We start from the raw sequence: 25,481 nt of genomic DNA, 5'->3' as shown, positions 1-25,481 counted from the left end.
GAGTTTCAAGTCTGCCCTGCGCCGCGACATCACCGAGACCGAGTTCCTCTCCGAATTTCGGACCTGACAATTTGTGGCGGGTCCTTTGTCGAACATGTAACAACGCCTCGATGCTTGGATCTGCCGGAATCTGAGACGGGGCGGTTTGAGGGCCGAAACCGGGCTTCCGAAATTCAGGCTCTGTCGCGGGAAGACGCGCCCAGATCATAGAAAACACTGATATCGCCCCTAGAATCTGAGCTTCTCAGTAAGAAAATCGGCAACCTTGGGCGCCAGGCTGCGGAGCCGCAAAGTACGTGGATTCCAAGCCAAACAAATCACTCGAGACCCTATCTTTGATGGCAGCGCAACCTTTGCATACTCACTGGAAGGAAGCTCGTGGGCGGCAATCGTCGGCAAAACGGCGGCATAGCGTCCCGTCTTGAGAGCGCATAGGGCTTTTGGCAAGGAGTCACACGCCAGTTTGACCGAAAGCAGAGCCCGGTTCTTCTGTATCCAAGCGTTAAAGTCACGCATGAAATCTCCATCGCTGTCCAGTAATGCCAGTGGCGCCGTTTGAAGGACTTGCAGCAGGTCGGTCTTGCCGCACTTATTATAAATCGCCTTTGGGCAGTAGAGGGCGTATTCAAGGGTCCCAAGCGGATGGTATTTCAACGGGGACCTCTCCGAGTTTTTTCGGATAAGCCCAAAATCAAGGCTCAAATCCTGCAAGCTCGAAACAATCGCGCGCGTTCGGAGGTTTCGGAGCCTGAAGGTCGCGTTGAGACCAACTCCAGCAATATTCGGGACGACCAGCCACTCCAGGAGGCTATCCCCCGCCCCAATTGAAAACATCTGGGGCCGGTCAGTCCATCGGAGTCGAAAATCTTGCAGGCCAAGGAGTGTCTCTCTTGCATGCCGTGCGAGATCCTCGCCAGCTTCCGTAAGTTCCATCCCCTTACCCCGTCGTCGGGTTAATTCAGTTTCGAAGAAGTCTTCCAGTTCCTTCAATTGGCGACTGATCTGGCTCTGTCGAGTGGGGTCGCCAGGCGCCGCTCGCGAAATACCGCCAGCCTCGGCCACCTCGCACAGCATCCGCAGCCGATCAAGAGACAATCCTGCCTTGGAAAAGAGGTCTTCAAACATGACTGGTTAGTACAGTATCCTGCAGTCTTCGCCATAGCAACAACTCAGTTCTTTTGGGATTATCGCACCCGAACCCAAACAGAAGACCAGCCATGAAAGAATTTGAGATTACCTGCGTTGTGAAGCCCGACCGTTTCAGCCCCCACGAACATATCACCCATCTCGGCAACATCGCCGGTAAATGGATGCTGACTCGGGAGAGCGTAATTGCCCGAATCGACTCGAAGGAGGAGCGGTTTTTCACGATGGATCGAGTCACCGGGAAAAGGGCTTATGTCGCAGTAGTTCGGGAAGCCGGAAAGGTCCCATTCCTCCGTACGCACGCGGATGGAAAGTGGAACAATAACCTTCTCTCGTTGGCTGAATGCAACGGCTCCTGCCAGATTATCGCCTAATTAACCAGCCGTGAGCAAATTGCCCGTACCAAAGCAATCCGCACTTGAAGAAACCGAACGGCAGAATCATGGTCAAGAGCTTGGTGACCGAGAGGCCGGGCTTTCCGACCATCTGTGGAGAACGATTCAGAGGTTTGACTTCTACATTGGCTCAACCAATGCGAAAGCCGCATTCCTCATCGCTTTTAATTCGGCGCTGCTTGGAGGAGGACTTCTGAAGTGGAGAGATATTACAAGCCCACTGGACCAGAATTCCTGGCCTGCATGGATTGCAGGCTTCGCCCTCGTATTGCTTGCCGCCGGATGCATTGTTTCGACGTGGCTGACATTCCGGGTGGTCAACCCGTTTCTCAGTTCTCCGAAGCACCCCGGAATCTATCATTCGACCGTCTTTTTTGGTCACGTCGCGGAACACGACTCCCCAGAAAACTTCATTACATGTTTGAACCAGTCCAACGCCGAATCCCGGACGGAAGACCTGGCTCACCAAGCCCACGCACTGGCGGTTGGGCTTAACGGTAAGTTTTCCAATCTGCGGAAAGCCATCGCTTGGATATCGAAATCGCGCAGGCTTTCGACGGCCACGTCCATCGTCTGCAGGGGGATTCGGTAATGGCCTATTTTGGAGGAGTGGACCGTCCACCCGAAAACGGAGTAATTGATGCTCTGAATTGCGCTTCGATGATTCGCTATTTTGTCGACAAGATCGTCATTCCGAAGCTGAAAGAGGAAGGGTTCGATGATCCTCCGGGAATTCGAATTGGGTTCCTATTCGCCAATTGCGCAGGCGGACACGGACTATGTGATTGGCTGCACCGCTTCTGGAATTATGCGGGTGACGGCGGAAACATCTGCCGGGGCTGTCGTTAACCCGTATTTTCCCGCGTCGCAACTTATTACCAAGGGGAAAGACATCCGGTTTGGCATAGAGCTTCCTTACATGCCGAAGCTCCTCTTCAAAAGGTCGGAACTCGATTTATGGGTCCGTCTTTACGAGACGAAATCACGCGAGCAGCCGTAGCTTCAGGGCCGCCGCAATTTTTTCCGCGTAATCCGGCGGCGGCATCAGCGAAAACCATCGATCCGCATCCTGGTCGGTCACGTCTTTTTTGTAGTGCCCTATGATCTCCTCGGGGCTGTTCCCCATTTCTGCGGCCAGCAAATTGAGATCGTTTTTCAGGTGCCGGATCCTGTAGCTAGCGTAACTGTGCCTGAGGCCGTCAGCCACGACCTTCAGCGGCCTCTGTGTATCGCTAGCCTCCTTGTTGAGCTTGTCGACCAGTCGCCGGAGCCTGTGGTTGTAGGAAGCCCCCAGCGGCCAGACTCTCCCCTCCATGCACTTGAAGGGTTCCAGCCAGGCAGACAACACCGCATATATGGGCAAATGGCGGGTCTTGATATTCCGCACCTTTTGGTTTTTGACGTCCAGGGTCCCCTGGGTCTTAAACCCCTTTTTTCGGGTGGGCGTGGGCGTTGGGGTGTTCCACTTGAACGCATCCCAGTGGATCGGCTCGTAGCGGGCCTTCTCCCCATGGATCTCGGCGGGCCGGAGCCCCCCGAAGCCGCCGGTCGCCAGGGCGGGAATAAGGAGGACGTCGTGTTCGATGGCCCCACAAAGCAGCCTTTGGTATTCCTCGACCAGATAGATCTCGACATCCTCCTCTTTCTGCTTGTCGGTCACGGGCGCTTTGAATTTCTCGGGCGCCGTATTTCCCGGAGGGATGGCGTTGAGGGTATCTCGGGCATATTTGAACAACGTGACTAGGGAGCCCCTAACATTTTTGCGCGTCTTCGGCCCCGGGTATGTCGTGGCGAGCCACTTCTCGAGTTCCTCTGGCGAAATCCGGTGGATGTCCCCCTTGAAGTGGGAGCGGAATTTTCTGAGATGCTTCTTGAGCGTCTCAATGTACCCAGGGCTTAGATTGCGTGCCTCCTGGGCCTCGATGAGCTTCTGAACGCATTCATCAACCGAGCGGGGCTTGAGCCTGTTCTGCTCATGGTTCATCAGGTAGTAGTCGACCGCGTCATGGAGGGTTGCCCCGTTGGAGCGTTCTCGCAAAAGCTCCTCCAGTTCGTGGTATACCCTTAGCTCGTGCCGCGCGGGGTGGAGCGTGGTGCTGTTGGCCTGGTTGTTGTCTAGCCTCGTGAACTCGGATTCGAGGAATGCCGTTGCCCCCTCAAGGGTGGCGAAACTGTTGCGCCGGGCTTTTCCCCCAAAGCGGAAATAGGTCCCATACACCCCCGACTTCCAAAGCGAGACGTGGCCGATCCGTCCGTTCTTTTCGACGGTGATTGGAAATTGGAGGGGGACTCCAGGGCGCTTGGCTGCCATGGTTCCAATATGCACTTTATGCACAAATAGGCCACCCGAAACACCCCTGCACCCGACTTAATGGGTTTTGCCGACCGCGCTACAACCCCTTGTAAGACACCCACTTAAGATCGTTTCGCGATCATTTTGAAAAGTGGAGGCGAGGGGAGTTGAACCCCTGTCCTTCAAATCAAAGCCGTCTGTCACTACATGTGTATTTGGCTTTTAATTTAGAACGACGGCTGCGAACCAACGCGCGTCCGGCTTTCGAGCGGCCACGAAATGAATCTCACTCTCGGGCGCGGTCACCCCACCCTAGAGCCAGCCTGCTGTCGTCGCTTCCATCCGCAGCAGGCGTCCGGTGAAAGCGTCACGGTCTAATTAAGCCGCGAGAGCGAGTTCTTCAGTCTCAGCATTTATTTGTTTGGTTCGGTTATTTACGAGGCCAACGAACCATCCTCGACATGCAACATACGTCTCAAACTTGGAGTCGAAACCAGTACGCCCCCATTTTTGCGAAGTCCCCTTAATCTACCTCCCTTCGCTCACTTTGCAAGCTCCCCCTTTCGGCTCTTTCTTCACCGCCAAACCAGCCCCGTTCTTCGATTATGAAAATGAGACTCATTCGCATTTTTGTAGTTGACTTCCCTCGCCTCTTCCCACAGCATCGCTAATGTAAAGTTTATCCAATACCTGTTATGGCTTATCAATTACCCGCACTTCCGTATTCCAACGACGCACTCGAACCTTATGTGGATGCGCTGACAATGGAAATTCACCACGATAAGCATCACGCGGCTTATGTGGCGAATCTCAACAATGCCGTGAAGGACAAGCCGGAGCAGGCGAAGTCCGTGGAGGAGCTGATCACGGATCTCGCGGCGGTTCCTGAGGGAATCCGCACGGCGGTTCGCAATAATGGCGGGGGACATTGGAATCACTCGTTTTTTTGGACCATTATGGGGCCCAACGCGGGGGGCAAGCCCTCGGGGGCGCTGGCGGCGGCGATTGATGCCACGTTTGGGAGCTTTGAGGCGTTCCAGGAGAAGTTCCAAGCCGCGGCGACGACTCGCTTTGGCAGCGGCTGGGCCTGGCTCGCGGTAAAGCCGGACAAGTCACTTTTTATCTCCTCGACTCCGAATCAGGATAATCCGCTGATGAAGGGGGTGGCTGAGGAGACGGGCACTCCGATTCTCGGGGTGGACGTCTGGGAGCACGCTTACTATCTCAAATACCAAAACCGCCGCCCTGATTACCTCAAGGCTTGGTGGAATGTGGTGAACTGGCCGGTCGTGGAGGGGCTCTACGCGGCGGCGGTTAAGTAACAATTCCGGGCGGTTAAGAAGAAGGAGAGCGGCTCCGTTGAAAGACGGAGCCGCTTTTTTTGCTGGGGACGGGCCGCGCTCCAAAATCGATTTCTCCCCGAGGAGCAGAAACTTTATGAAACCCACTACGTCTTTCATCACGGTCGGCGAGGAGAATTCCCGTCCCATTGAGCTTTTTTACAAGGACTGGGGCTCGGGCCACCCGGTGGTTTTCTCCCACGGCTGGCCGCTGAATGCGGATGTCTGGGATGATCAGCTCGTTTTCCTGGCCTCGCGGGGGTACCGGGGCATCGCGCACGACCGCCGGGGCCATGGGCGCTCCAGCCAGCCGTGGAGCGGCAATGATATGGATACTTATGCGGATGATCTCGGGACGCTGATCGAAACGCTGGACTTGAAGGACGTGACGCTGGTGGGGCATTCGACGGGCGGGGGCGAGGTGGCCCGCTATCTCGGCCGCCATGGCACGGGGCGCGTGGCCAAGGTGGTGCTGCTGGGGGCGGTGCCTCCGCTGATGCTCCAGACGGAGGCGAATCCCGGCGGGCTGCCGCTCGCGGTGTTTGACGCGATCCGCGCGGGGGTGGCCGCCGACCGCTCGCAGTTTTACAAAGACCTGAGTCTGCCTTTTTACGGATACAACCGGCCGGGGGCGAAGGTCTCGGAGGGGGTGCGGGATGCGTTCTGGCTTTGGTCGATGCAGGTGGGCTTGAAGGGGGCGCTGGATTGCATCAAGGCGTTTTCCGAGACGGACTTCACGGAGGATCTCAAGCGCATTGACGTGCCGACGCTGATCCTGCACGGCGATGATGACCAGATCGTGCCCATCGACGCTTCGGCCCGGAAAACGGCGCAACTGGTCCGCGATGCGAAGCTGAAAATCTACCCCGGAGCGCCGCATGGGCTGAGCACCACGCACCGGGAGCAGTTCAACGCCGATCTGCTCGCGTTTCTGGAAAGCTAGAGGCTTTTTCTGCGGGGGCGGCCTAGAAGACCTCGGCGTTGATGCCGGTTTCCTCCCGGACGCGCCGGGCGATACCGGAGATCTGGGCCAGGGGGAGGTGTTTGCAGCCCGGCTTGGCGGAGGGACGGCAGGCCGAGTAGACCTGGACGGAGGAAATCTGCGCGCCCGCGGCTTTCAGCTCGTTGAGCCGGGCGATATAGGCGGTGATCTCCTCCTCAGACGGGGCGATGTCCTGATGGATGAAGAAGAGGCTCTGGATGACGACGGGGCGCTTCTGAGCGATGGCGAGGATGTTTTTCAGCGTCGTTTCGAGGTTCGCCTGGGGGCCGTTGATGCGGGTGGTGGCGGCCTGGGTCCCGGCGTCGAGCTTGATCCAGACTTCGTCCTCGGGCCCGAGGCGGTCGATCCCCCGCTGGACGCTGGGGCGGTGCAAGCCGGAGCCGTTGGTGATGACGACGACTTTGAAATGCGAAAGCAGGTGGCGGATGACGAGGACTTCTTTGACGATTTCGTCGAAATTGGAGACGAGGCTCGGCTCGCCGTCGCCGCTCAGGGCGACGTTTTTGAGGGTCAGGAGTTCGTCGGGACAGGCGGCGAATTGCTTCAGCTCTTTGATGCGCCCGCACTGGGCAAGGGCGACGACGTGGATGAGCTCCCGCGTGAGGACCTTCAGGTCGATCTTGGCGTCAGCCATTTCCCCGGTGCGCACAACTTCGCAGTACGGACAGCCGTAGTTACACGCCTGGTTGGGGTTCATGTTAACACCAATGGTGAGCCCCCGGGCGCGGGAACTGATCACCGCGTAGACGAAACGGTTACCGAGAAATTCGCGGGGCCGGTTGCGGTAAGCTGCACCTAGGGTTGACGTGGGCATTTCAATCCGTTCTGTTTAAAATGGTTATCGGAATGGTGTTCGAGGCGGAAATCGGATTACGCGCGGGTATACACCCCGTCTCCATGAAACCGCTGTCTAATTAATAGAACGAGGTGGATCATTTCTCCACACGACATTTGGCAGCCCCGCACCCTTTGTTGCGGGAGGGAATCAGCAAAAAACAGGCCCGAATCCACCTTTGGGCAGGCGGATTCGGGCCAGAATGGGTTTCGCGGACAAGCCCGAGGGGGCTTTTTGAGGCCACGCGGGGCCTCGGGTAAAGCCTCTTTACGCGGCGCGCTTCTCGGCGTCGGCTTTAAGCTCCGTCCAGAGGCGCTCCAGGGAGGCTTTCACCTCGACTTTGATGGCGGCGAGCTCTTCGCGGGTGAAGGGGCGCTCGGGGCTCGGGTTGCGGCGACCGAAGAGGTAGTACTTGATCTTCGGCTCGGTGCCCGAGGGGCGGATGGCCACGCGGCGGCCATCGGCCAGGGTGAGGATCAGCATGGCTTCCTTCGGGATGAGGTCGCCTTCCACGTCGCGGATGTCCTGAGTGCCAAAGTTGGTAACGCAGGTGACAGCGGAACCGTCGATGGTCTTGGGCGGGTTCTCGGCGTAGGATTTGGCCAGGGCTTTGATCTTGGCCGCGCCTTCCGCGCCTTCGAAGACGAGGTTGGTGCCTTTTTCCAGGAAGTAGCCGAACTCGGCGTAGATTTCGTCGAGCAGGACGTCGAGGGTGATGCCGCGGGTCTTGGCGTAGGCGGCGACTTCGCAGAACATGACGGTGGCGCTGTTGGCGTCTTTGTCGCGGACGAAATCCGACCCGCTGTAGCCGTAGCTCTCCTCGCCACCGAAGACGTAGTAGCTCGATTTATCAAGCCGCAGGGCGCGCGTTTCGAGTTCGGAGAGGTTGACGTAGTTTTCCTGCACTTCTTTCGGCAGAGCGCGCTCGTACTTGGTCAGCTTCGCGCCGATGTACTTGAAGCCGGTGAGGGTCTCGACGCAGCGCACGCCGTATTTCTCTGCGATGACCTTCTGGAGATCGGTCGTGACGAAGGTCTTGATGATGACGCAGTTTTTGAGGTTCTTCTCGTTGATGACGCCCTGGCGGAGCAGCGTCGTGGTGCGGTACCAGGCGAGCAGCGAGCCAATCTGGTTGCCGGTGATAAGCTCCATTTCCCCCTTGGCGTTGCGCAGGGCCACGCCCATGCGGTCGCAGTCGGGGTCGGTGGCCAAGACGAGGTCCGCGCCCTGGGCGTTGGCCAGTTCGATGGCGAGCGTGAGGGCCTCGGAGTTCTCCGGGTTGGGGCTCTTGACGGTCGGGAAACGGCCATCGAAGCCTGCCTGCTGCGGGACGACGCTGAACTGGAAGCCGAGCCGGGCGAGCATGGGGCAGCTGATCTCGCCGCCGGTGCCATGGATGGGGGTGAAGACGATCTTGAGATCGCGCGCTTTGTCGATGAGCGAGCGGTCGAGGACGAGGGTTTCGAGCCGGGCCATGTAGGCGTTGTCGATTTCCTCGGCAACATCGGTAATGGTCCCCTGCTGGTCTTTGGGCAGCGGGGTGTAGGTGTCGCTCTCGATGGCGTTGACTTTGTTGATGATGCCGGTGTCGTGCGGGGCGATGACCTGGCCGCCGTCGCAGAAATAGGCTTTGTAGCCGTTGTCGTGGGGCGGGTTATGGCTCGCGGTAATGACGATGCCCGCCGTGGAATGGGTGTAGCGAACGGCGAAGGAAAGCTCGGGCGTGGAACGCGGGAGGGTGAAGAGGAAGACGTCGGCCCCGTTTTCGGCGGCCACTTTGGCGGTCAGCTCGGCGAAGTCGCGGGAGAAGTGCCGGGTGTCGTGGGCGATGGCGATTTTCGGGCGGCCCGGGAGGTGATTTTTGGCGAACCACTCCTTCAAGTAAGCCACGAGGCCCTGCGTGGCCCGGGAGATGTTGAAGTAGTTCATGGCGTTGGTGCCCACGCACGGGTATTCCGGGCGGTCGAGCGTCTGCGGGGTCCCCCGCTCTGCCTGGGTCACGATTTTCCCAATGGTGCGGCCACGGAGACCGCCGGTGCCAAAGGCCAGGGTGCGGAAAAAGCGGTCATTGAGTTCGCCCCAAGCTCCGGCATCGACCAGTTCGGTGATGCTCTTTTCGTCCACCGGCGAGCTGCTGCGGGAAAGCAGTTGAAGAATGTTCCGGGCGCTGGATTCGGGAAGTTGACCGCCCGCCACGGCGGCCTGAATGCGTTCAGACAGGTTATTCATGAGTTTTAGAGGGGAGGGAGTGTAGTGAGTGTTGGGAAAAATGGCAACGCACCGTTGTGCTTAAGAAGAAATGGGGAAGACACGGAGACCAGGGGGATGGCAAGCCCGTAGCGGTTGCTCCCCCTCTCCAGGGTCTTCTTCATCAAGGCCTGGTCAAAAAGGGGTTACTCGCCCGCTCGCGGCCGATGGTGGAGCCCGGGCCGTGGCCAGGGAGGACCCGGACGTCGTCGCCCAGAGTCAGGAGCTTGCCGGTAATGCCGTCAATTAAGAGGTGGCGGTCGCCGCCGGGGAGGTCCCAGCGCCCGATGCCACCCGCGAAAAGCACGTCGCCACAGAACAGAAGCCGCTCGCCTTTCAAAAGGAAGCAAAGCGAGCCGGGGCAGTGGCCGGGAACGTGCTGGACGGCGAAGTCCAGGCCGCCGAGGCTTACAGAGGGCGTTTCGTCCACGTAGAAATCGGCGGCAATCGGCTCGGTATCGTAAGGGATGCCGAGGCGGCGGAAGAAATGGCGCTCGGTGAGCATCGCGATGCCATCCCGGTGGTAGCCGACCTGGCAGTTGAAGGTCTTCTTCACCAGAGCCGCGTCCGGCACGTGGTCAAAGTGCCCGTGCGTAATCAGCAGCGTGCTGACGCGCTGGCCCCGCGACTGGAGCCAATCGCACACGCCTTCAGCGGCATCAATCAGCACTCCCCCCTCCTGGGTCGGAATAAAATAGCTATTGGTTTCGAACGCCCCGCCGGTGTAGGTGTCTATTTGCATTGCTGAGGTGGAGGTGACGGCAATTTGATTCTCGACGCAAGCCAGATTTGCGGCGAAGTTGGGTTTTGGTGGCAAAAAGGATTGCGAACCCATCCATTAAGGCATTGATTTACACTGACTAATCTTTCATGAAACGACTGCGCACCCTACTCGCCCTCGCCTCGACCTTTGCCTTGCTCGCCGCCACCGTCACGAGGGCTGGAGCGGATGCCGATCCCGGCCAGATCACCAGTTCTATTGGCCGGGTGATGGAGCAATTCCACTACAGCCGCCACAAGCTGGACCAGGAGTTCTCCAAAAAGACGCTCCTGCGTTATATCGACACGCTCGATTACGCCCACATGGTCTTTACCCAGCAGGACATTGACGCGTTCGTGGCCAAATACGGCGACGCGCTCGACGACGACATCCTGCTCGGCAACCCGACCCCGGCCTACGAGATCTTCGACCTCTATCGCAAGCGGATGGAAAGCCGCATTGCCAAGGTCAAGCAATGGCTGGCGGATGAGAAATTCACCTTTAAGAGCGACCACACCCTGCTCATCAACCGCCAGAAGGCCCCCTGGCCCAAAGACGAAGCCGAGGCGGAGCAACTCTGGCACGACCAGGTGGAGGGCGAGTACCTGACGCTCAAGCTCGCGGAAAAAGCCACCGAGCCCCCCCTCAAGGTCCTCAACCGCCGCTACGACAACCTCCTGCGCAATCTGCACGAACAGACCAACCGCGACGCGGTCAACCAATTCCTCTCGGCCCTCGCCCAGACCTACGACCCGCACTCCGAGTACATGAGCAAGGAGGAGTACCAGAACTTCCTGGTCATGATGAAGCTCTCGCTGGTGGGCATCGGTGCCGTGCTGAAAAAGAACGACGACGGCTACACCAAGATCATGGAACTCGTGGTCGGCGGCCCGGCGGATAAGGAAGGCCACCTCAAAGTGGGCGACCGCATCGTAGCCGTGGCCCAGGGCGACGGCGAATGGGTAGAGGTCGTCGATATGAAGATCGACAAGGTGGTTTCGCTGATCCGCGGCAAAAAAGGCACCAAAGTGCGGCTGCTGGTGATCCCCACCCATGCCGACCCAAGCACGCGCAAGATCGTCGAGATTACCCGCGACAAGGTGGAGATGAAGGACCAGGAAGCCAAGGCCTACCTCATCGAACGCCCCGACGCGAACGGCAAGCCAGAGAAGATCGGCTGGATTACGATTCCGAGCTTTTACGGCGACGTCGATAGCGGCGCGAAGAGCACGACCGACGACGTCCGGATTCTCCTAAAGCGCCTGAAAAAAGAAGGCATCTCGGGCCTGGTCATCGACATCCGGCGCAACGGCGGCGGCTATCTGACGGAGGCCACGCGCCTGACGGGGCTCTTTATTAAAAAAGGCCCGGTGGTCCAGGTAAAAGACGCCAACGGGAAAATCGACGTCCTCTCGGCTGACGAAAATGACGCGACCTACGACGGCCCGCTAGTGATCCTCACCAGCACGCTGAGCGCCTCAGCCAGCGAGATTTTCGCCGGTGCGCTCCAGGACTACGGCCGGGCGGTGATCGTAGGCGACCACCACACTTTCGGCAAGGGAACCGTGCAGCAGTTGATCCCCGTGGACCGCTTCCTGCAATTCCTGAGCGGCGGCGGCGGCGAAGGCGGCGCGCTCAAGCTGACCATCCAAAAGTTCTACCGCGTGGCCGGTGGCTCCACCCAGTTCCGGGGCGTGACCTCGGACGTGGCGCTCCCCTCGCTCTTCGACCGGGACGACATCATCGGCGAATCCGCGCTGAAGAACCCGCTCCCTTACGACGAAGTTCCGCCCGCCGACTACCGGAAAACCGCCGCCTTCAGCCAGCCGCTCTTCCTGGACGAGCTAAGGACCCGTTCGGCGGCCCGTGTGGCGGGCAACCCGGAGTTCAAGTACATCGACGAGGACATCGCCCGCCAGAAGGAGACGTTTGACGGCAACAAGATTTCGCTCAACGAGCAGACGCGCCGCAGCGAGATGGCCAAGCGCAAGACGGAGATCGAGAAGCGCAAGCAGGAGCGCGAAAAGCGCAAATCCGAACCGCTGACGGTCTACGCGCTGACGCTCGACAACGTGAACCAGCCGCTCCAGCCCGCGGTCAACGACGGCAAGAAGCGCAACTCAATGGATCAGTGGGTAGAGCCGACGCCGGAAGCGAAGCAAAAGGCCAAGGCGGAAGCCAAAGCCGAAGCCAGCGCCACGCCGACTCCGAGCCCGACGCCTGCGAAATCGCCCGCCAAGGCCGATAAGAAGGCGAGCAAGGGATCCAAGACCAAGACGCCAGCGGCCTCGGAAGATGTTGCCGAAGATCCAGAGGACGATACGCCTGATACCGACTCGAATGCGCCGGTGGTGGACGCCACCCGGATGGAGACGCTCAACATTATCTCCGACCTGATCGACCTGCGTCGCCTGCAAAACACGCAGAACACGGCCAAGGCCAGCGAGTAGGCCCTAGAGGGCTCAAAAGGCCATTCCATTCAACAAAGCGCGGCTTGGGAATTCCCTGGCCGCGCTTTTTTTGTACTCAAACGCCACTAAAGGGCCTCTCCCAAAAAATATCTCACGCAAAGACGCAAAGGCGCAAAGGCGCAAAGAAAGAGACGCACCTGCCTTCTTTGCGCCTTTGCGTCTTTGCGTGAGCTTAATGGCTTCTGTTTGTGTAAATCAGATTATATCCGAGCCCCGGCCAGCACGCCGGGGCACAAAAAAGCCGCACGGAAACCCATGCGGCTTTTTAAATTTCGGTTAAACGCCGGTTATTTCTTCGGTTCGAGAACGGGGCGGCCAATGGCGCGGTAGGTGAAGCCGAGCTCTGCCATGGTGACGGGGTCAAAGAAGTTGCGGCCGTCGAACACCAGCGCGGTGTGCATGACTTTCTTCACTTCTTCGAGCGGCACGGAGGCGAACTCTTTCCACTCGGTGGCCAGGATGAGCGCTTCGGCTCCCTTGGCGGCTTCGAGCGGGCTCGAGACCAGCTTGACGCCGGGGCAGAGTTTGTATTCCTCGGCCTTTTCGGCCCCCTTCGGATCGTAGGCGGTGACGATGGCTCCCTCGGCGACGAGTTCGTTAACGAGCTCGATCGGCACGGAGTTGCGAACGTCGTCGGTGTCGGGCTTGAAGGTCAGGCCCCAGACGGCGATCCGCTTGTCGCGCAGCACCCAGAGGGCGTCGCGGATGCCCTTGATGAAGCGCTCTTTCTGTTCGCGGTTGATGCGCTGAACTTCCTTAAGCAGGGTGAAGGGCACGCCCAGGTCATCGCTGATGGCGATGAACGCGGCAATGTCTTTGGGGAAACATGAGCCACCATAACCGATGCCCGCGTTCAGGAAGTTGCGGCCGATGCGGCGATCCATTCCGATGCCGGCGGCGACTTTCTCCACGTCGGCGCCGCTGGCTTCGCAAATCGCGGAAACGGCGTTGATGTAGGAAATTTTGAGCGCCAAAAACGAGTTGGCGGCGTGCTTGATGAGCTCAGCCGAGGCGACGTCGGTGACGAGGATCGGGGCGTTGAAGGGCTCATAAACTTTCTTCATGAGGGCCAGGGCGCGGTCGCTGTTGCCGCCGATAACGATGCGGTCAGGCTTGAGCAGATCGGGCACGGCGCAGCCTTCACGGAGGAATTCGGGGTTGCTGACGACGTCGAAATCGGCCCCGCCGTTGTAGCGCTTGATGGTGTCGGTGACCTTCTCGCCGGTCTTGACCGGAACGGTGCTCTTGTCGACGACCACGCGGTATTCACCGGGCTTGAGGACGCCGGCGATTTCGCGGGCAACGCGCTCGATGTAAGTCAGGTCCACGCTGCCATCGGCCTGGGGAGGCGTCGGAACGGCGATGAAAACGATCTGGGAGTGATCCACTCCGTCTTCAATGCTGTTGGTAAACCGGAGGCGCTTGGCAGCGACGTTGCGGTGAACGAGTTCTTCGAGGCCGGGCTCGTAAATGGGAATCTTCCCAGCCTGAAGGGAGTCGACTTTACGCTGGTCGTTGTCTACGCAGACTACGCTGTGGCCCACTTCGGCGAAGCAGGCTCCGCTGACGAGGCCGACGTAACCGGAACCGATGATGCAGAGATCCATGTGTTGTTTTTGGTTTGTCGTTGGTTGTTTGAAGGAAATTATTCCCCTGAGGGATGGGCGGATATGGGCAGCCGCAGAGAGGGCAGGTCTTTCAGCGTGAAGGCGAGGGAGACGATGGTGTCGCGAACGGTTTCGTTGGTGGTGCTGTTGCGGCTCTCTTTGATGGTGACGGCGAGCGTTACGATCCAGCTCGATAGGTCGCGATGGATTTCGTAATCCTGCCGCTGCAAGGTGCTGTCGGAAAATTCGTATTGATCGACGAAGCTCACCGCCCAGTTATCGTTGATGCGATAGTAGGAGCCAAACCGGAGGTTGCTGCTGTTGTCGAAGTAGGGGTTGTTCTCCAGGTAGCGATGCCCGACGGTGAAGCTTAGGTCCTGGCTGGCCAGGAAATGGGCGTCGGTGTTGACCTGGGTGAAGCCGCTGGCGACCATGGGGACCTGGGTGTCCATCGTCAGGGAGACCCAGTTGACGGGGTTGTAGGTCAGGCGGTTACAGAAGTTCGAAAAGGTGCCCTGTTCGATGAGGCCGGGGTAGTCGGCGCTCTCCAGGTTGATGTTGAAGAAGGAATCCAGCTCAAGCAGGTTGATGGTCTGGTCGTCGCGGCGGGTCTGGATGAAGTTGCGCACGCCCCAGCGCCAGATGGTCCAGTTGGTCAGGGCGTCGGTGGCGGTGAACTGGGTGAAATCCAGCGAGGCCAGCTCGGTGGAGGGGTTCAGGCGGTCGAACTGGAGAATTTTGTTCGAATCCTGGCCGGTCCGGACGAAGGAAAAGTTGCTATAAGGCTGAACGACGTGACGCAGGCCGTCGAGGCCGAGTGTGCGGCTCTGGAGGTCCTCCCATTCGCGGGAGAACTTGAAGGAGGTCTCCACACCGGCATGGAAGACGGGCTGGAAGACGGAGCCGTCGCTTTCTTTCTGGAGGAGGGTCTGAGCGCTGTCCCGGAGATCGAGGCCGGAGACCTGGTCGTAATTGATGAGGGTGCTGGAGGCTCCCTGAGAGTAGTAGGAGGCGCGGACGCCCACGCGAGGGACGACGGAGAGCCAGCCGAAGTAGGTCTGCGGCAGGGAAAGCAGGTGGCCCGAGGTGAAGCGTTCGGCGGTGTAGTCCTGCAAAAGCGTGCTGGTGGGCACGGGGTTGACGGCGTCGGTGTTCGAGAGGGAGCCGTAGCGCCGGGCGTAGCGGCCGCCGCTGGTGTCGCTCTCGTAAAAGAGGGAGGTATCGCCGGGGAGGGGCAGGATCGGCTGCCGGGTGATGTTGACGACGGCTTCGAGGCGCTCGGTGGTGTCGAAGAATTCGTTGACGTGGGCGCGCCAGACGCCGCCGATGGTGTAGCGTTCGTCCCACTTGGTCAGCGAGAAGACGTTGTCGGGCTGCGGGTTGTTATGGTACTCGCTGGGGTAGAAGTCCTTCAGGAAGCGGTAGTCGCTGAGCTTGGTGAAGGTGGCCGTGGTGTAGAGGTCGTCGGTCAGGTAGGTACGGGTGTCGTAGCTGACGCGGTAGCGGTCGGAGGAAACGGGGAGGATGGCCTCCGCGGTGTTGTTGACTTCGGTGTCGGTGTCGTGGGCGTAGTAGCCGCGGAATTTGGACCAGCTCTTATTTTCTGCGCCGTAGTGGCTGACGGTTTCGAGCCCCAGGGCCACGCCGCGTTTGCTGCGTACGTCGAACTCCAGCGCGCCGTGGGTGCTTTCGCTGATCGGGAAGCCGTAGCGGGTGAGCAGGTAGGCGCCGTAGTCATTGCCGTAGCCGGGGATGAAGGCCAGGCCGCTGTCCTCTTTAAGGGACTGGTAGAGGACGGGGAACCAGAAGACCGGCGTCTCGCCCACGTAGGCGGTGACGTTGGTCATGGTGACGTAGTCGCCGGGGTGGACGTAGGCTTTGCTCGCGGTGACGTGGTAATCCGGCTTGCTGGAGTCGCTGGTGGTCAGCGTGGAGTTGGTGGCTACGTAGCCGTTGCCGCTGAGCAGGGAGTTGACGGTCTCGCCCTTGATCAGGAAGGGGTAGGAGCCGGTGCGAAAGTCGTTGGTGCGAAGCAGCTTGGTCTCGAGGTTATAGAGGCCCCGGTCGCCCTCGATGAGCCTGCCGTCGCGGTAGACGCGGATATTGCCGATGGCCATGACGTCCCGGGTCTCGGGGTTGTACTGGACGTAATCGGCGTAAATGGAGGTGGTTCCGTAGTGGATGACGACGTTGTTTTCCGCAATGGCGACGCCGCCCACGAAGCGAAACTCGCCGTCGGCGGTGATCTCGATGGGGATGTCGTTGAAGCTCCCAAACTGCGCCCGGGCGGTGCCTGCGCCCAGGAGGATGCCCAGAAGGATAGAGGCTGGCAGCAGGAGAGATTTCTTCATTTGGAGAGTGAAGAACCTAGCCAACGCCTAACGGCCTTGCCAAGAACAAATCCGGGTTTCGCCGAAGCAGGACCTTCCGGGAGTACGGGCGGCCGGGGCGCAAAACCGGGCTAAGGGGGCCTATTCCCCTTGCCGCGCGGGGATATCCAGGGCCACGGGGCCGCGATCGCTCCGGCGGTGGACCCAGACGCTGTTGACGATGCCCAGCCCGAAAACGATGACGAAGACAAAGGAGCCGCTGTAGCTAATCAGCGGCAAGGGGACGCCGGTGACGGGCATGAGGGAGACATTCATGCCGATATTCTGGTAGGTATGGGCAAAAAGCAGGCCGGTCATTCCCCCGGCAAGGAGGACGCCCAGGCGGTCCCGGGCATGGGCGGCCACCCAAAGGCAGGTCCCCAGGAGGATGCCGAAGGCCCCCACGAGTGCGACGCCGCCGACGAATCCCCATTGCTCGCCGATGGCCGAGAAAATGTAGTCGTTCGGGACGGTGGTGGCGGGGACGTAGCCCATTTCGACCTGTGTCTCCCGGGCCAGGAAGCCCTTGCCGGTCCAGCCGCCGGAGCCGATGGCGATGAGGCACTGGTTGACGGCCCAGGCCGAGCCCTGGGAGTCGATCTCGGGGTCAATGAAGGCGACGATGCGCTTCTGCTGGTAGGGCTTGAGCTTAAAGTAATAGGCCACCGGCATGGCCGTGGCGGCGAGGAGGACCAGGACAATGAGGTAGCGGACGGGGATCTTGGCCAGAAAAAGCATGAAAAAGAGGACGGGAATCCAGATCAGGCACTCCCCCATGTCCGGCTGGATCAAGATGAGGAGCGCCGGGGCCCCCGCCAGAAGGCCGCAGGCCGCCAGTTGCCAGAGCGGCTTGAGCCGGGCGTACTGGGTCAGGAAGATGGCCATGATGAAGATGCCCGAGAGGACGGCCAGTTGTGCGGGCTGGAAGAGGAGCGGCCCGAGGCGCAGCCAGCAGCGGGCGCCGTCCTTGGAGACGCCCATGGCGAGCGTCATGACCAGGAAGACCATGGAGATGCAATAAAGCGGCAGGGCTCCCCAGCGAACCCAGCGGTACGGGATGAGGCTGATGACCAGAAATACGGCAAAGCTGATCCCCACCCAGGCGGCCTGCTTTTTCCACATCAGGGAGTAGGCCAGGTTATCGCGCATGTAGGTACAGCTATAGATGGCGACGACGCCGAAAACAGCCAGGCCGAGCATCGTGACGATGAGGACCCAGTTCATCCCAAAAAATTTTCGCAAAAGAGGGGTCATGAAAATAAACTTAAGCTCCAGCCTCGGGAGTAGAATCGTTTCCTACGAGCTTGCCGAACGGCCCGGATATGGCGATGTTTGGCGGCTTCGTCACAAACCTTTCTTTTTTTAGACATGCACCTGACGCCAGAAAAGCCGCTCGCCGGTATCCTCGCCCCTCTCTTCGCCCTTCGATCAGAAAAAGACCTCGGCATCGGAGACACCCAGTCCCTGCGGCAATTTGTGCTCTGGGCGGCGGAGAACGGCTTCCGGCTGGTGCAGCTTTTGCCGGTCAACGAAACGGGGTCGGATAACTCTCCCTACAATGCGATTTCATCCGTGGCGATCGACCCGTGCACGCTCGACCTTTCGCCGGGAACGGTGCCGGACCTGACGCCCCGCGCTTTTTCGCAGGCACTGGAAGGGGTTTCGCCCGCATCGCTGCGCGAGGGTCCTGTAAAGTACAGCGCGGTAAAGGCACTCAAGCGCCGCATCCTGGAAAACGCGTTCGAGGGGTTCATGCAGGCAGAGTGGCGGCACAATACAGCGCGCGCCCGGAAGTTCCGCGCCTGGCTAAAGGAGCAGGCGGGCTGGATCGAGGGGTACGCCCTCTTCCGCGCGCTGATGGACGAGCACGGCACGGAGCAGTGGGACCGCTGGCCCGAGGCGCACCAGACGCTCACCACGGCCCTGGCTTGGCTGGAGGAGCAGAAGGCAGCGTTCCGCAAGACCTTTGAGCGCAAGACGCGCTTTTTCCAATACGTTCAGTGGATCGCCTTTACGCAATGGGGCGAGCTGAAGGCGGAATGCGATGCCCTCGGCGTGGCGCTGATGGGCGACGTACCCATCGGGGTCAGCTACTACAGCAGCGACGTTTTCTGTTACCCGGGGATTTTCAATTTGAAATGGAGCGGCGGCGCGCCCCCCGAACCGGCTTACAAGGACGACCCGTTCATCGAAAAATGGGGCCAGAACTGGGGCGTGCCGATCTACAACTGGGAAGCGCTCCGGGCGGAAAATTTCGCCTGGTGGCGGCAACGCGTCCAGCGGGTCCGGGAGATTTTCCACCTGTTCCGCATCGACCACGTGCTCGGTTTTTACCGCATGTATGGCTTCCCCTGGCGGCCGCAGCTTAACGCCGAGTTTGCTCCCCTCACCCACGATGAAGCGCGCGCCCGCACCGGCGGCGACCTGCCACACTTCATTCCGCGGGACGACTCGACTTGGGAAAACCGCGAGGCCAACCGCCGCGAGGGCGACGAGTACCTGCGCGCGCTGCTCTCGGAGGTAGGCGAGAACCGGCTCATCGCCGAGGACCTGGGCGTGGTGCCCGACTACGTTCGCCCCAACCTGACTGCGCTCGGCATCGCGGGGTTTAAGATTCCGCAATGGGAACGCCGCCAGGACTGGCACCTCGTCGCGGGCCGCGACTACCCTCGCCTTTCGGTAACGACCTACGCCACGCACGACCACTTTCCGCTCGCGGCCTTTTGGGAGCAGATGCGCCGTGCCGCCGAGGCAGGCGACGGCCACCAGCGCTGGGAAATGGAGCAGCTCTGCGGTTTCGCGGGATTCGGCCTCGACGGGCTCAAGCCCTTCACAGACCAGATCCACGAAGCGCTCCTGGCCGGGCTTTTCCAAAGCAACTCGTGGCTGGCAGTGGTGATGATCACCGACGTCTTCGGCGAGACCACACGCTTCAACGTTCCCGGTGCCGTGGCCGACTCCAACTGGAGCAATCGCGTCAGCGGCACACCCGAGGAGTGGCGTAAAGACCCCGAGCGCGCGGCCAAAATGGCCCGCATCCAAGCGCTCATCCACGCCAGCGGCCGGGCGTAGCCGGAACGGACCGGGTATTCAAAAGCCCTCGTTAACGTCGGTGTCTGGGAATCTCCAGATTCCATAACCGTACGGAACGAATCAGAGATTCGCAGACAAAAGACGTTCCCAATCTGGAGATTGGGAACGAGGGAATCCTGTCAATCCTGTCTAAAACTGCCGAGCCTGTGTTCTCTAGAAACTCATTGACTCCTAAACGCGGTATTACCGGATCACTTCCGGTTCGCGAAAGGATTCCCAGACAAACAACGCTGCGGCGATGAAGATGCACGAGTCGGCGACGTTGAAGGCGGGCCACGGATCGGCGAAACGGACATGGAGGTCGAAGAGCAGGAAATCGACCACGGAGCCGTGCAAGATCCGGTCGGTCAGGTTGCCGAGGATGCCGCCCAGGAGCAGGCCCCAGGCGATTCCGCTCAGCCGCCCGCTGAATTTCCCCAGCACGGCCAGCACCACCATGACGACGACCGCGACGACGGAAAGCCCAATGAAAAACCCGTTAGAGTTGCTCATGAAGCTGAAGGCCGCGCCGGTGTTGCGCCAGTGAACGAGGCTGAAGAAGCCGGGGATGACCGGAATTTCAGCCCCGTATTCGAGGTTGAGCAGCACCGCCCATTTCGTGGCCTGGTCCAGCAGGTACGCCGGAAGGGTCAGGAGGAGCAGCAGTCGCGCAATGCGGAATTTCATGCGATTTAGCACCGTAACCGGAGGCCTACCCGACGACCTGCGCGCAACGTTCGCACAGTTCCACGTGAGCCGGGTTGGAGCCGACTTCGGGACGATGCCGCCAGCAACGGCCACACTTGGCGTCGCTCGTGCGGACGAGAGCGGCTTTCGTCTCCTCCCCTGCCTGCAAGGTGAGCTGGCTCAAGATGAAGAATTCCTCCAGCTCGCTTTCCAGGCCCTTCAATGAGGCGAGCAGGTCGCAGTCGCCGATAGTCAGCGTGACGCTGGCTTCCAGCGCATTGCCGATCAGCTTCTCTTTGCGGGCCGGTTCAACGGCCTGGGCGATGGTGCCGCGCAGGGCGAGGAGTTTATCGAAGAGTGCTTCGAGCTTCGCGTCGGCGAGCGTGGCATCGGCGACCGGGAAGGTCTGCAAATGCACATCGCCCGCGGCGTGGCCCGCATATTCCCAGGCTTCGTCGGCGGTGAAGGCGAGGATCGGAGCCAGCAGGCGCGTGAGGGCGTCGAACACAGCGTACATGACGGTCTGCGTGGCGCGGCGGCGCGGCGAATCGACCTTGTCGCAATACATGCGGTCCTTGGTGATGTCGACGTAGAGCGCGCTCAGATCGACGGCGCAGAATTGGTTGAGCGTCTGGAAAACGCGGCGGAATTCGTAAGCGTCGTAGGCCTCGCGGCAGGTGGCGATCACGCCCTGGAGGCGGGAGGCCACCCAGCGGTCCACGAGCGTCCACGACTCGCGCGGTGCGGCGTCCTTGGCCGGGTCGAAGCCGTTGAGGTTGGCGAGCAAAATGCGCAGGGTATTACGGAAGAGGCGGTAGGCCTCGCCGAGCCGCGTGAAGGCCTCCTCGGAGAAGGGCACCTCGTCGGTGAACTGCACGCTGGAAACCCAGAGGCGCAGGACGTCCGCGCCGTACTTGCCGACGAAATGCCCGGCGTCCATCGGCTTCTGGTAGCTGCTCGATTTGGAGATTTTCTTGCCGTCCTTATCGACGACGAAGCCGTGGGTGATGACGGTCTTGTACGGGGCCGCTTCGTGCATGGCCACGCTGGTCATGAGCGACGACTGGAACCACCCCCGGTGCTGGTCGGTGGCTTCGATGTAGACGTCAGCCGGGAAGCGCAACTCGGGGCGCTTCTTGAGGACGGCCGTGTGCGAAACGCCGGAGTCGATCCAGACGTCGATGGTGTCGTTGCGGCGAGTGGTTCCAGCGGGGAGGCCGACGGTTGCAGCCCACCAGGCGTCGTCTTTTTCAAACCAGAGGTTCGTGCCATGGGCCTCGACCTGGTCGGCTACTTTGCGCACGACTGCGGCGTCGAGGATCGGCTCGCCGTCTGCGGTATAGAAAACCGGCAGCGGCACGCCCCAGGAACGCTGGCGCGAGATGCACCAGTCGGGACGGCTCTCGACGGTGCCGTAGATGCGGTTGCGGCCCCAGTGCGGGATCCACTTCACTTTGTCGATTTCGGTGAGGGCGGCCTGGCGCAGGGCGTCGATGCGGATAAAGAACTGCTCGACGGCGCGGAAGACCACGGGCGTCTTGGAGCGCCAGCAATGGGGGTAGGAGTGGGTGTACTTCTGCACACCCAGGAGCGCGCCGATGGAGGCGAGCATTTTGACCACGTCGTCGTTGGTGTCGAAGACGTACTTGCCGGTCCAGAGGGGCATCCCGGCTTCCTCGGTAAAGCAGCCGTTCTCGTCCACGGGGGAGAGAATAGGCAGGCCGTACTTGACCCCGGCGATGTAGTCGTCGGCGCCGTGGCCGGGGGCGATGTGGACCCCGCCCGTGCCGGTCTCCAGCGTGACGAAATCGGCCAGGATGATGGGCGAGGTGCGGTCGAGGAACGGGTGGCGGGTCTGCGTGCCTTCCAGCTCAGTGCCGGTGAATTCGTGGGTCTCGCCCGCAACGGGTTTCCAGCCGGTCAGCTCTCCGAACTGGGCGACGAGCGCCTCGGCGACAACGAGCACTTCGCGCGCCCCGGTCTCCTCATGCTTAAAGGTGCGGGCCACGTACTTGTGGCGCGGGTGGACGGCGATGGCGACGTTGGCCGGGAGCGTCCAGGGCGTGGTGGTCCAGATGACCATGCTGGCCTGGCCGGAAAGCGGGCCGGACATGATGCCGAATTTAACAAAGATGGCGGGGTCGGTCCGGTCGGCGTACTCGACTTCGGCCTCGGCCAAGGCCGTCTGCGCCCCGGTGCTCCAGTAGACCGGCTTTTTGCTCTGGTAGACGTACCCTTTTTCAACAAAAGTGGCAAATCCACGCAGGATTTCACATTCATACTGCGGTTCGAGCGTCAGGTAGGGGTGCGCCCAGTCGCCAAAAACGCCCAGGCGGCGGAACTGCCCGCGCTGGATGTCGATGAACTTGCGGGCATAGGCCTCGGATTTGCGGCGGATCTCCAGGGGCGAAAGGCCGCGCGATTCCTTGACCACCTTGAATTCGATGGGCAGGCCATGGCAATCCCAGCCGGGGATGTACGGGGCGCGGTGCCCGAGCATCGTCTTGGATTTGACGATGAAATCCTTCAGCGTCTTATTGAGAGCGGTGCCCATGTGGACATCGCCATTGGCAAACGGCGGGCCGTCGTGAAGCACGAAGAGCGGGTCGTCCTTGTGAGCCGCCTGAATGCGGGAGTAGAGCGCCGTTTCCTCCCACTTCGCCAACCGGGCCGGTTCGCGGGTAATCAAGTCGGCCTTCATAGGGAAGTCCGTTTTAGGCAGGTTCAGCGTATCTTTATAGTTCGTGCTCATCGGATCGAAAAAGAACAAGTAGCCTAACAGCCCCGGCCCGATTCCGCAATCGGCAATCCACGCGGGAATATTTTCGGCCCCGTCTCCGGGCGCAAACTCTGCTCCAGGCCTCGTTTCCCCCGCTTGCGCGGCCCGTTAACCCCTGCGGGACAAAATAAAACACCTTGCACCCGAGGAAATTCCGGGCTAAAGGTTCGGTGTTGTGGGGTCAGCCAAGTGCCCAGCCCTGCGGCTTTGTGCGCTCGCGGAAATCGACACCGATTCGCCCCCCGGATAGCCGGAACGAATCGAAGCCCGCGTTTCCCGCCCTTGCTTGTGAGCCGGTTCGCTCGCCACAAGTCAAAGGTTGGCCCGCACTCATGCTGCTGCCGGGCACCGGTTTAATGACCCTCGCATGATACGGCGGAGTCCGTCAGACTTCGGTTTTCGTCCTGTAAAAACACCAGTGGACGCCCGATTGGCTGACCCGTGCATCTCCAAATGCGCTCCGCCGACACGAGGAAGCGCCGATTTTTTTAGTTTATAAAGATGGGAATGAAGATGGCACCGCAGGAAGCCTTGGGATTGTCGCAAGACACCCCCGGGAAGAACGCTCGCGCCCTCTGGAAACCCGGTTTATCGGCATCAGATCTGCGCTTCCCCTAATAGAAAGCCCCCCGCACGCCTTTCAAGAGTGCGGGGATAATGGAAAGTCAGACCTAAACATGAGATCAGAAAGTCAGCAGACTGGCCGCCGCCGCCGTGGTGGACGCCGTCACACCTCCCGCGGTCCCCGCGATAACGCCACATTCACGACCAAGGCCCCCGCCAAGAAGCTCGGCTTCTTTGCCCGGCTCGTCGCCTTCTTCACTGGGAAACCCGCCCAAGTCAAACCGGCCGCCCGCGCCGCTTCCTCCGACCGCGCTCGCGTGGCCGTGGAATCCAAAACGGCCGAAACCGCCAAGCCCGCCCGCAAACCGGAGCTTCTGGAAGTCACCTCGCCCAAGGTTTACGTCGGCAACCTCTCCTTCGACGCCCTGGAAAGCGACCTTTTCGAGCTTTTCGCCGGAGTCGGCTCCGTGCAGAACGCGGAAATCGTCAGCCACCGCGAAACGCAGAAGTCCAAGGGCTTCGCCTTCGTGACCATGGCCAGCATCGAGGAAGCCAAGCGCGCCGTCGAGGAACTCAACGACAAGGAGTTCATGGGCCGCCGCCTCGTCATCAGCGGGGCCAAGACCAGCGACGTTCGCGACGCCCGCTAGAGCGTTTTTAAAATTAAGAGGGCTCTCTGGAAACGGAGAGCCCTTTTTTTGTGCACTTTTAGATTGATCGCAGCCCACGGCACGGGGCTATTTTTACGCCTTTCCAATACCCTCCCCCATTCCTTTACCCATCATGCCATCCGCACCCTCCGTCCACACCTCCCCCTTCGGCACCACGCCCAAAGGCGAAAAAGCCACGCTCTACACCCTCGCCAATGCCCACGGCATTACCGTTGCGATCACCGATTACGGGGCCCTCATCGTTAGCATCCTGACGCCGGACCGCGAGGGCCACTTCGAGAACATCGCGCTCGGGTTCGACTCCATCGAGGCCTATTTCACCCCGGAATACCACTCGGAGAACCCCCACTTTGGCGCCAGCATCGGCCGCTTCGCCAACCGGATCGCCGGGGGAAAGTTCAAGCTCGACGGCGTCACCTACGAACTCCCGAAAAACGACGGTCTCCACAGCCTGCACGGCGGCACCGAGGGCTTTGATACGCGGGTCTGGAAATCAGAGATCCTCGAAGGCAAGACACCCTCCGTGCGGTTCTCGCTCCACAGCCCGGACGGCGACCAGGGCTTCCCCGGGGCCATGGATGTGAGCGTGACCTACGCCCTGAGCGACGAAAACGAGCTGACGATGGATTTCGAAGCCGTTTCGGACAAGAAAACCATCGTCAACTTCACCAACCACACCTACTACAACCTCGCCGGAGCCGGTAACGGCACCATCCTGGATCACGAATTGACGATCCCCGCCGTTCACTACACCCCGGTGGATGCAACGCTCATCCCCACGGGCGAATTCAAGAAAGTGGAGGGCACCCCGCTCGACTTCCGCAAGCCGCACTCGATCCGCTCCCGGATCAACGAAGTCGGCGGCGAACCGGTCGGCTACGACCACAACTACGTGCTGCCGGACGACGTGGGCTTCCAGCTCAACGGCGAAGTTTACGAGCCCAAGAGCGGCCGCGTCCTCGGGATCTACAGCGACCAGCCGGGCGTGCAGCTCTACACGAGCAATTTCCTGACCGGGAAGCTCGTCGGCAAGAACGGCAAGGCCTATGTGCAGCACGGCGGGATTTGCCTCGAACCGCAGCACTTCCCGGATTCCCCGAACAAGCCGCAATTCCCGAGCGTGGTGCTCGGCGCCGGGGAGACCTACCGGACGCGCATCGCGGCGCGCTTCGGAGTGCGGTAGGGCGCGGGATTTACCAGCCCTTGTCCGCGAATCTCTGAGGGTTATGTCCGCTTTAGAGG

General features: G+C 60.5%; 19 protein-coding genes and 1 other RNA gene. 9 read left to right on the top strand and 11 right to left on the bottom strand.

Annotated elements, in window-relative coordinates:
- Window positions 1–228: 228 nt before the first annotated feature.
- A complete protein-coding gene (locus B2828_RS12065; RefSeq protein WP_479633998.1) occupies window positions 229–1,125 on the bottom strand; it encodes a LysR family transcriptional regulator in 897 nt (298 codons plus the stop codon).
- A gap of 92 nt (window positions 1,126–1,217) precedes the next feature.
- Here B2828_RS12065 and B2828_RS12060 point away from each other — a divergent pair, with 92 nt between their 5' ends.
- From B2828_RS12060 to B2828_RS12050, 3 genes are all read left to right on the top strand, one after another.
- Window positions 1,218–1,520 carry a DUF3892 domain-containing protein gene (locus tag B2828_RS12060; RefSeq protein WP_479633997.1) on the top strand — a complete coding sequence of 101 codons (303 nt, stop codon included), beginning with the start codon at window positions 1,218–1,220 and terminating at the stop codon, window positions 1,518–1,520.
- 10 nt (window positions 1,521–1,530) lie between these two features.
- Entirely contained in the window at window positions 1,531–2,133 is a 603-nt protein-coding gene (locus tag B2828_RS12055; protein ID WP_479633996.1) for a Pycsar system effector family protein, read from the top strand.
- A gap of 126 nt (window positions 2,134–2,259) precedes the next feature.
- Entirely contained in the window at window positions 2,260–2,541 is a 282-nt protein-coding gene (locus B2828_RS12050) for a hypothetical protein (protein ID WP_479633995.1), read from the top strand.
- Here B2828_RS12050 and B2828_RS12045 read toward each other — a convergent pair.
- Together B2828_RS12045 and ssrA are read right to left on the bottom strand one after the other, a co-directional pair.
- Window positions 2,524–3,852, bottom strand: coding sequence for a hypothetical protein (locus B2828_RS12045; protein WP_479633994.1), 1,329 nt, complete (start codon window positions 3,850–3,852; stop codon window positions 2,524–2,526). The two genes, B2828_RS12050 and B2828_RS12045, sit on opposite strands and share 18 nt — an antisense overlap.
- Window positions 3,853–3,983: 131 nt before the next feature.
- Window positions 3,984–4,340: a transfer-messenger RNA gene (gene ssrA, locus B2828_RS12040) on the bottom strand.
- Window positions 4,341–4,529: 189 nt separating this feature from the next.
- Between ssrA and B2828_RS12035 the strand changes: the two genes are divergently transcribed.
- Together B2828_RS12035 and B2828_RS12030 are read left to right on the top strand one after the other, a co-directional pair.
- A complete protein-coding gene (locus B2828_RS12035; RefSeq protein ID WP_479633993.1) occupies window positions 4,530–5,156 on the top strand; it encodes a superoxide dismutase in 627 nt (208 codons plus the stop codon).
- Window positions 5,157–5,271: 115 nt separating this feature from the next.
- Window positions 5,272–6,117 carry an alpha/beta fold hydrolase gene (locus B2828_RS12030; RefSeq protein ID WP_479633992.1) on the top strand — a complete coding sequence of 282 codons (846 nt, stop codon included), beginning with the start codon at window positions 5,272–5,274 and terminating at the stop codon, window positions 6,115–6,117.
- Window positions 6,118–6,139: 22 nt separating this feature from the next.
- On the opposite strand, the gene B2828_RS12025 is transcribed toward B2828_RS12030, so the two are convergent.
- From B2828_RS12025 to B2828_RS12015, 3 genes are all read right to left on the bottom strand, one after another.
- On the bottom strand, window positions 6,140–6,991 hold the full coding sequence (locus tag B2828_RS12025; protein ID WP_479633991.1) for a radical SAM protein: 852 nt from the start codon (window positions 6,989–6,991) through the stop codon (window positions 6,140–6,142).
- 288 nt (window positions 6,992–7,279) lie between these two features.
- Complete coding sequence (locus tag B2828_RS12020; protein WP_479633990.1) at window positions 7,280–9,241, bottom strand: phospho-sugar mutase; 1,962 nt, start codon at window positions 9,239–9,241, stop codon at window positions 7,280–7,282.
- A gap of 142 nt (window positions 9,242–9,383) precedes the next feature.
- Window positions 9,384–10,001 (bottom strand): MBL fold metallo-hydrolase, encoded by a 618-nt coding sequence (locus B2828_RS12015; RefSeq protein WP_479633989.1) that lies wholly within the window; start codon window positions 9,999–10,001, stop codon window positions 9,384–9,386.
- A gap of 128 nt (window positions 10,002–10,129) precedes the next feature.
- Here B2828_RS12015 and B2828_RS12010 point away from each other — a divergent pair, with 128 nt between their 5' ends.
- Entirely contained in the window at window positions 10,130–12,469 is a 2,340-nt protein-coding gene (locus B2828_RS12010; protein WP_479633988.1) for a carboxy terminal-processing peptidase, read from the top strand.
- 308 nt (window positions 12,470–12,777) lie between these two features.
- On the opposite strand, the gene B2828_RS12005 is transcribed toward B2828_RS12010, so the two are convergent.
- The 3 genes from B2828_RS12005 to B2828_RS11995 all read right to left on the bottom strand — a co-directional run bounded on the left by B2828_RS12005 (window position 12,778) and on the right by B2828_RS11995 (window position 17,690).
- On the bottom strand, window positions 12,778–14,097 hold the full coding sequence (locus B2828_RS12005; protein ID WP_479633987.1) for a UDP-glucose dehydrogenase family protein: 1,320 nt from the start codon (window positions 14,095–14,097) through the stop codon (window positions 12,778–12,780).
- Between the two features lie 38 nt (window positions 14,098–14,135).
- Window positions 14,136–16,448, bottom strand: a complete 2,313-nt coding sequence (locus B2828_RS12000) for an LPS-assembly protein LptD (protein ID WP_479633986.1) — start codon at window positions 16,446–16,448, stop codon at window positions 14,136–14,138.
- 120 nt (window positions 16,449–16,568) lie between these two features.
- Window positions 16,569–17,690: an FtsW/RodA/SpoVE family cell cycle protein gene (locus tag B2828_RS11995; RefSeq protein ID WP_479633985.1), complete on the bottom strand. Its 1,122-nt coding sequence runs from the start codon at window positions 17,688–17,690 to the stop codon at window positions 16,569–16,571.
- A gap of 144 nt (window positions 17,691–17,834) precedes the next feature.
- On the opposite strand from B2828_RS11995, the gene B2828_RS11990 reads away from it, so the two are divergent.
- A complete protein-coding gene (locus B2828_RS11990) occupies window positions 17,835–19,538 on the top strand; it encodes a 4-alpha-glucanotransferase (protein ID WP_479633984.1) in 1,704 nt (567 codons plus the stop codon).
- Between the two features lie 204 nt (window positions 19,539–19,742).
- On the opposite strand, the gene lspA is transcribed toward B2828_RS11990, so the two are convergent.
- Complete coding sequence (gene lspA / locus B2828_RS11985) at window positions 19,743–20,225, bottom strand: signal peptidase II (protein WP_479633983.1); 483 nt, start codon at window positions 20,223–20,225, stop codon at window positions 19,743–19,745.
- Between the two features lie 25 nt (window positions 20,226–20,250).
- Window positions 20,251–22,977: an isoleucine--tRNA ligase gene (gene ileS / locus B2828_RS11980; protein ID WP_479633982.1), complete on the bottom strand. Its 2,727-nt coding sequence runs from the start codon at window positions 22,975–22,977 to the stop codon at window positions 20,251–20,253.
- Between the two features lie 704 nt (window positions 22,978–23,681).
- On the opposite strand from ileS, the gene B2828_RS11975 reads away from it, so the two are divergent.
- Entirely contained in the window at window positions 23,682–24,218 is a 537-nt protein-coding gene (locus B2828_RS11975) for an RNA recognition motif domain-containing protein (protein ID WP_479633981.1), read from the top strand.
- Between the two features lie 133 nt (window positions 24,219–24,351).
- Window positions 24,352–25,422: an aldose epimerase family protein gene (locus tag B2828_RS11970; RefSeq protein ID WP_479633980.1), complete on the top strand. Its 1,071-nt coding sequence runs from the start codon at window positions 24,352–24,354 to the stop codon at window positions 25,420–25,422.
- The last annotated feature ends 59 nt before the right edge of the window (window positions 25,423–25,481 follow it).

This window comes from Spartobacteria bacterium UBA695 (assembly GCA_002298145.1).
Lineage (GTDB): Bacteria > Verrucomicrobiota > Verrucomicrobiia > Chthoniobacterales > Chthoniobacteraceae > UBA695.
The sequence above is the reverse complement of the archived record's forward strand: the minus strand, read 5'-3'. Positions and strand labels throughout refer to the sequence as shown.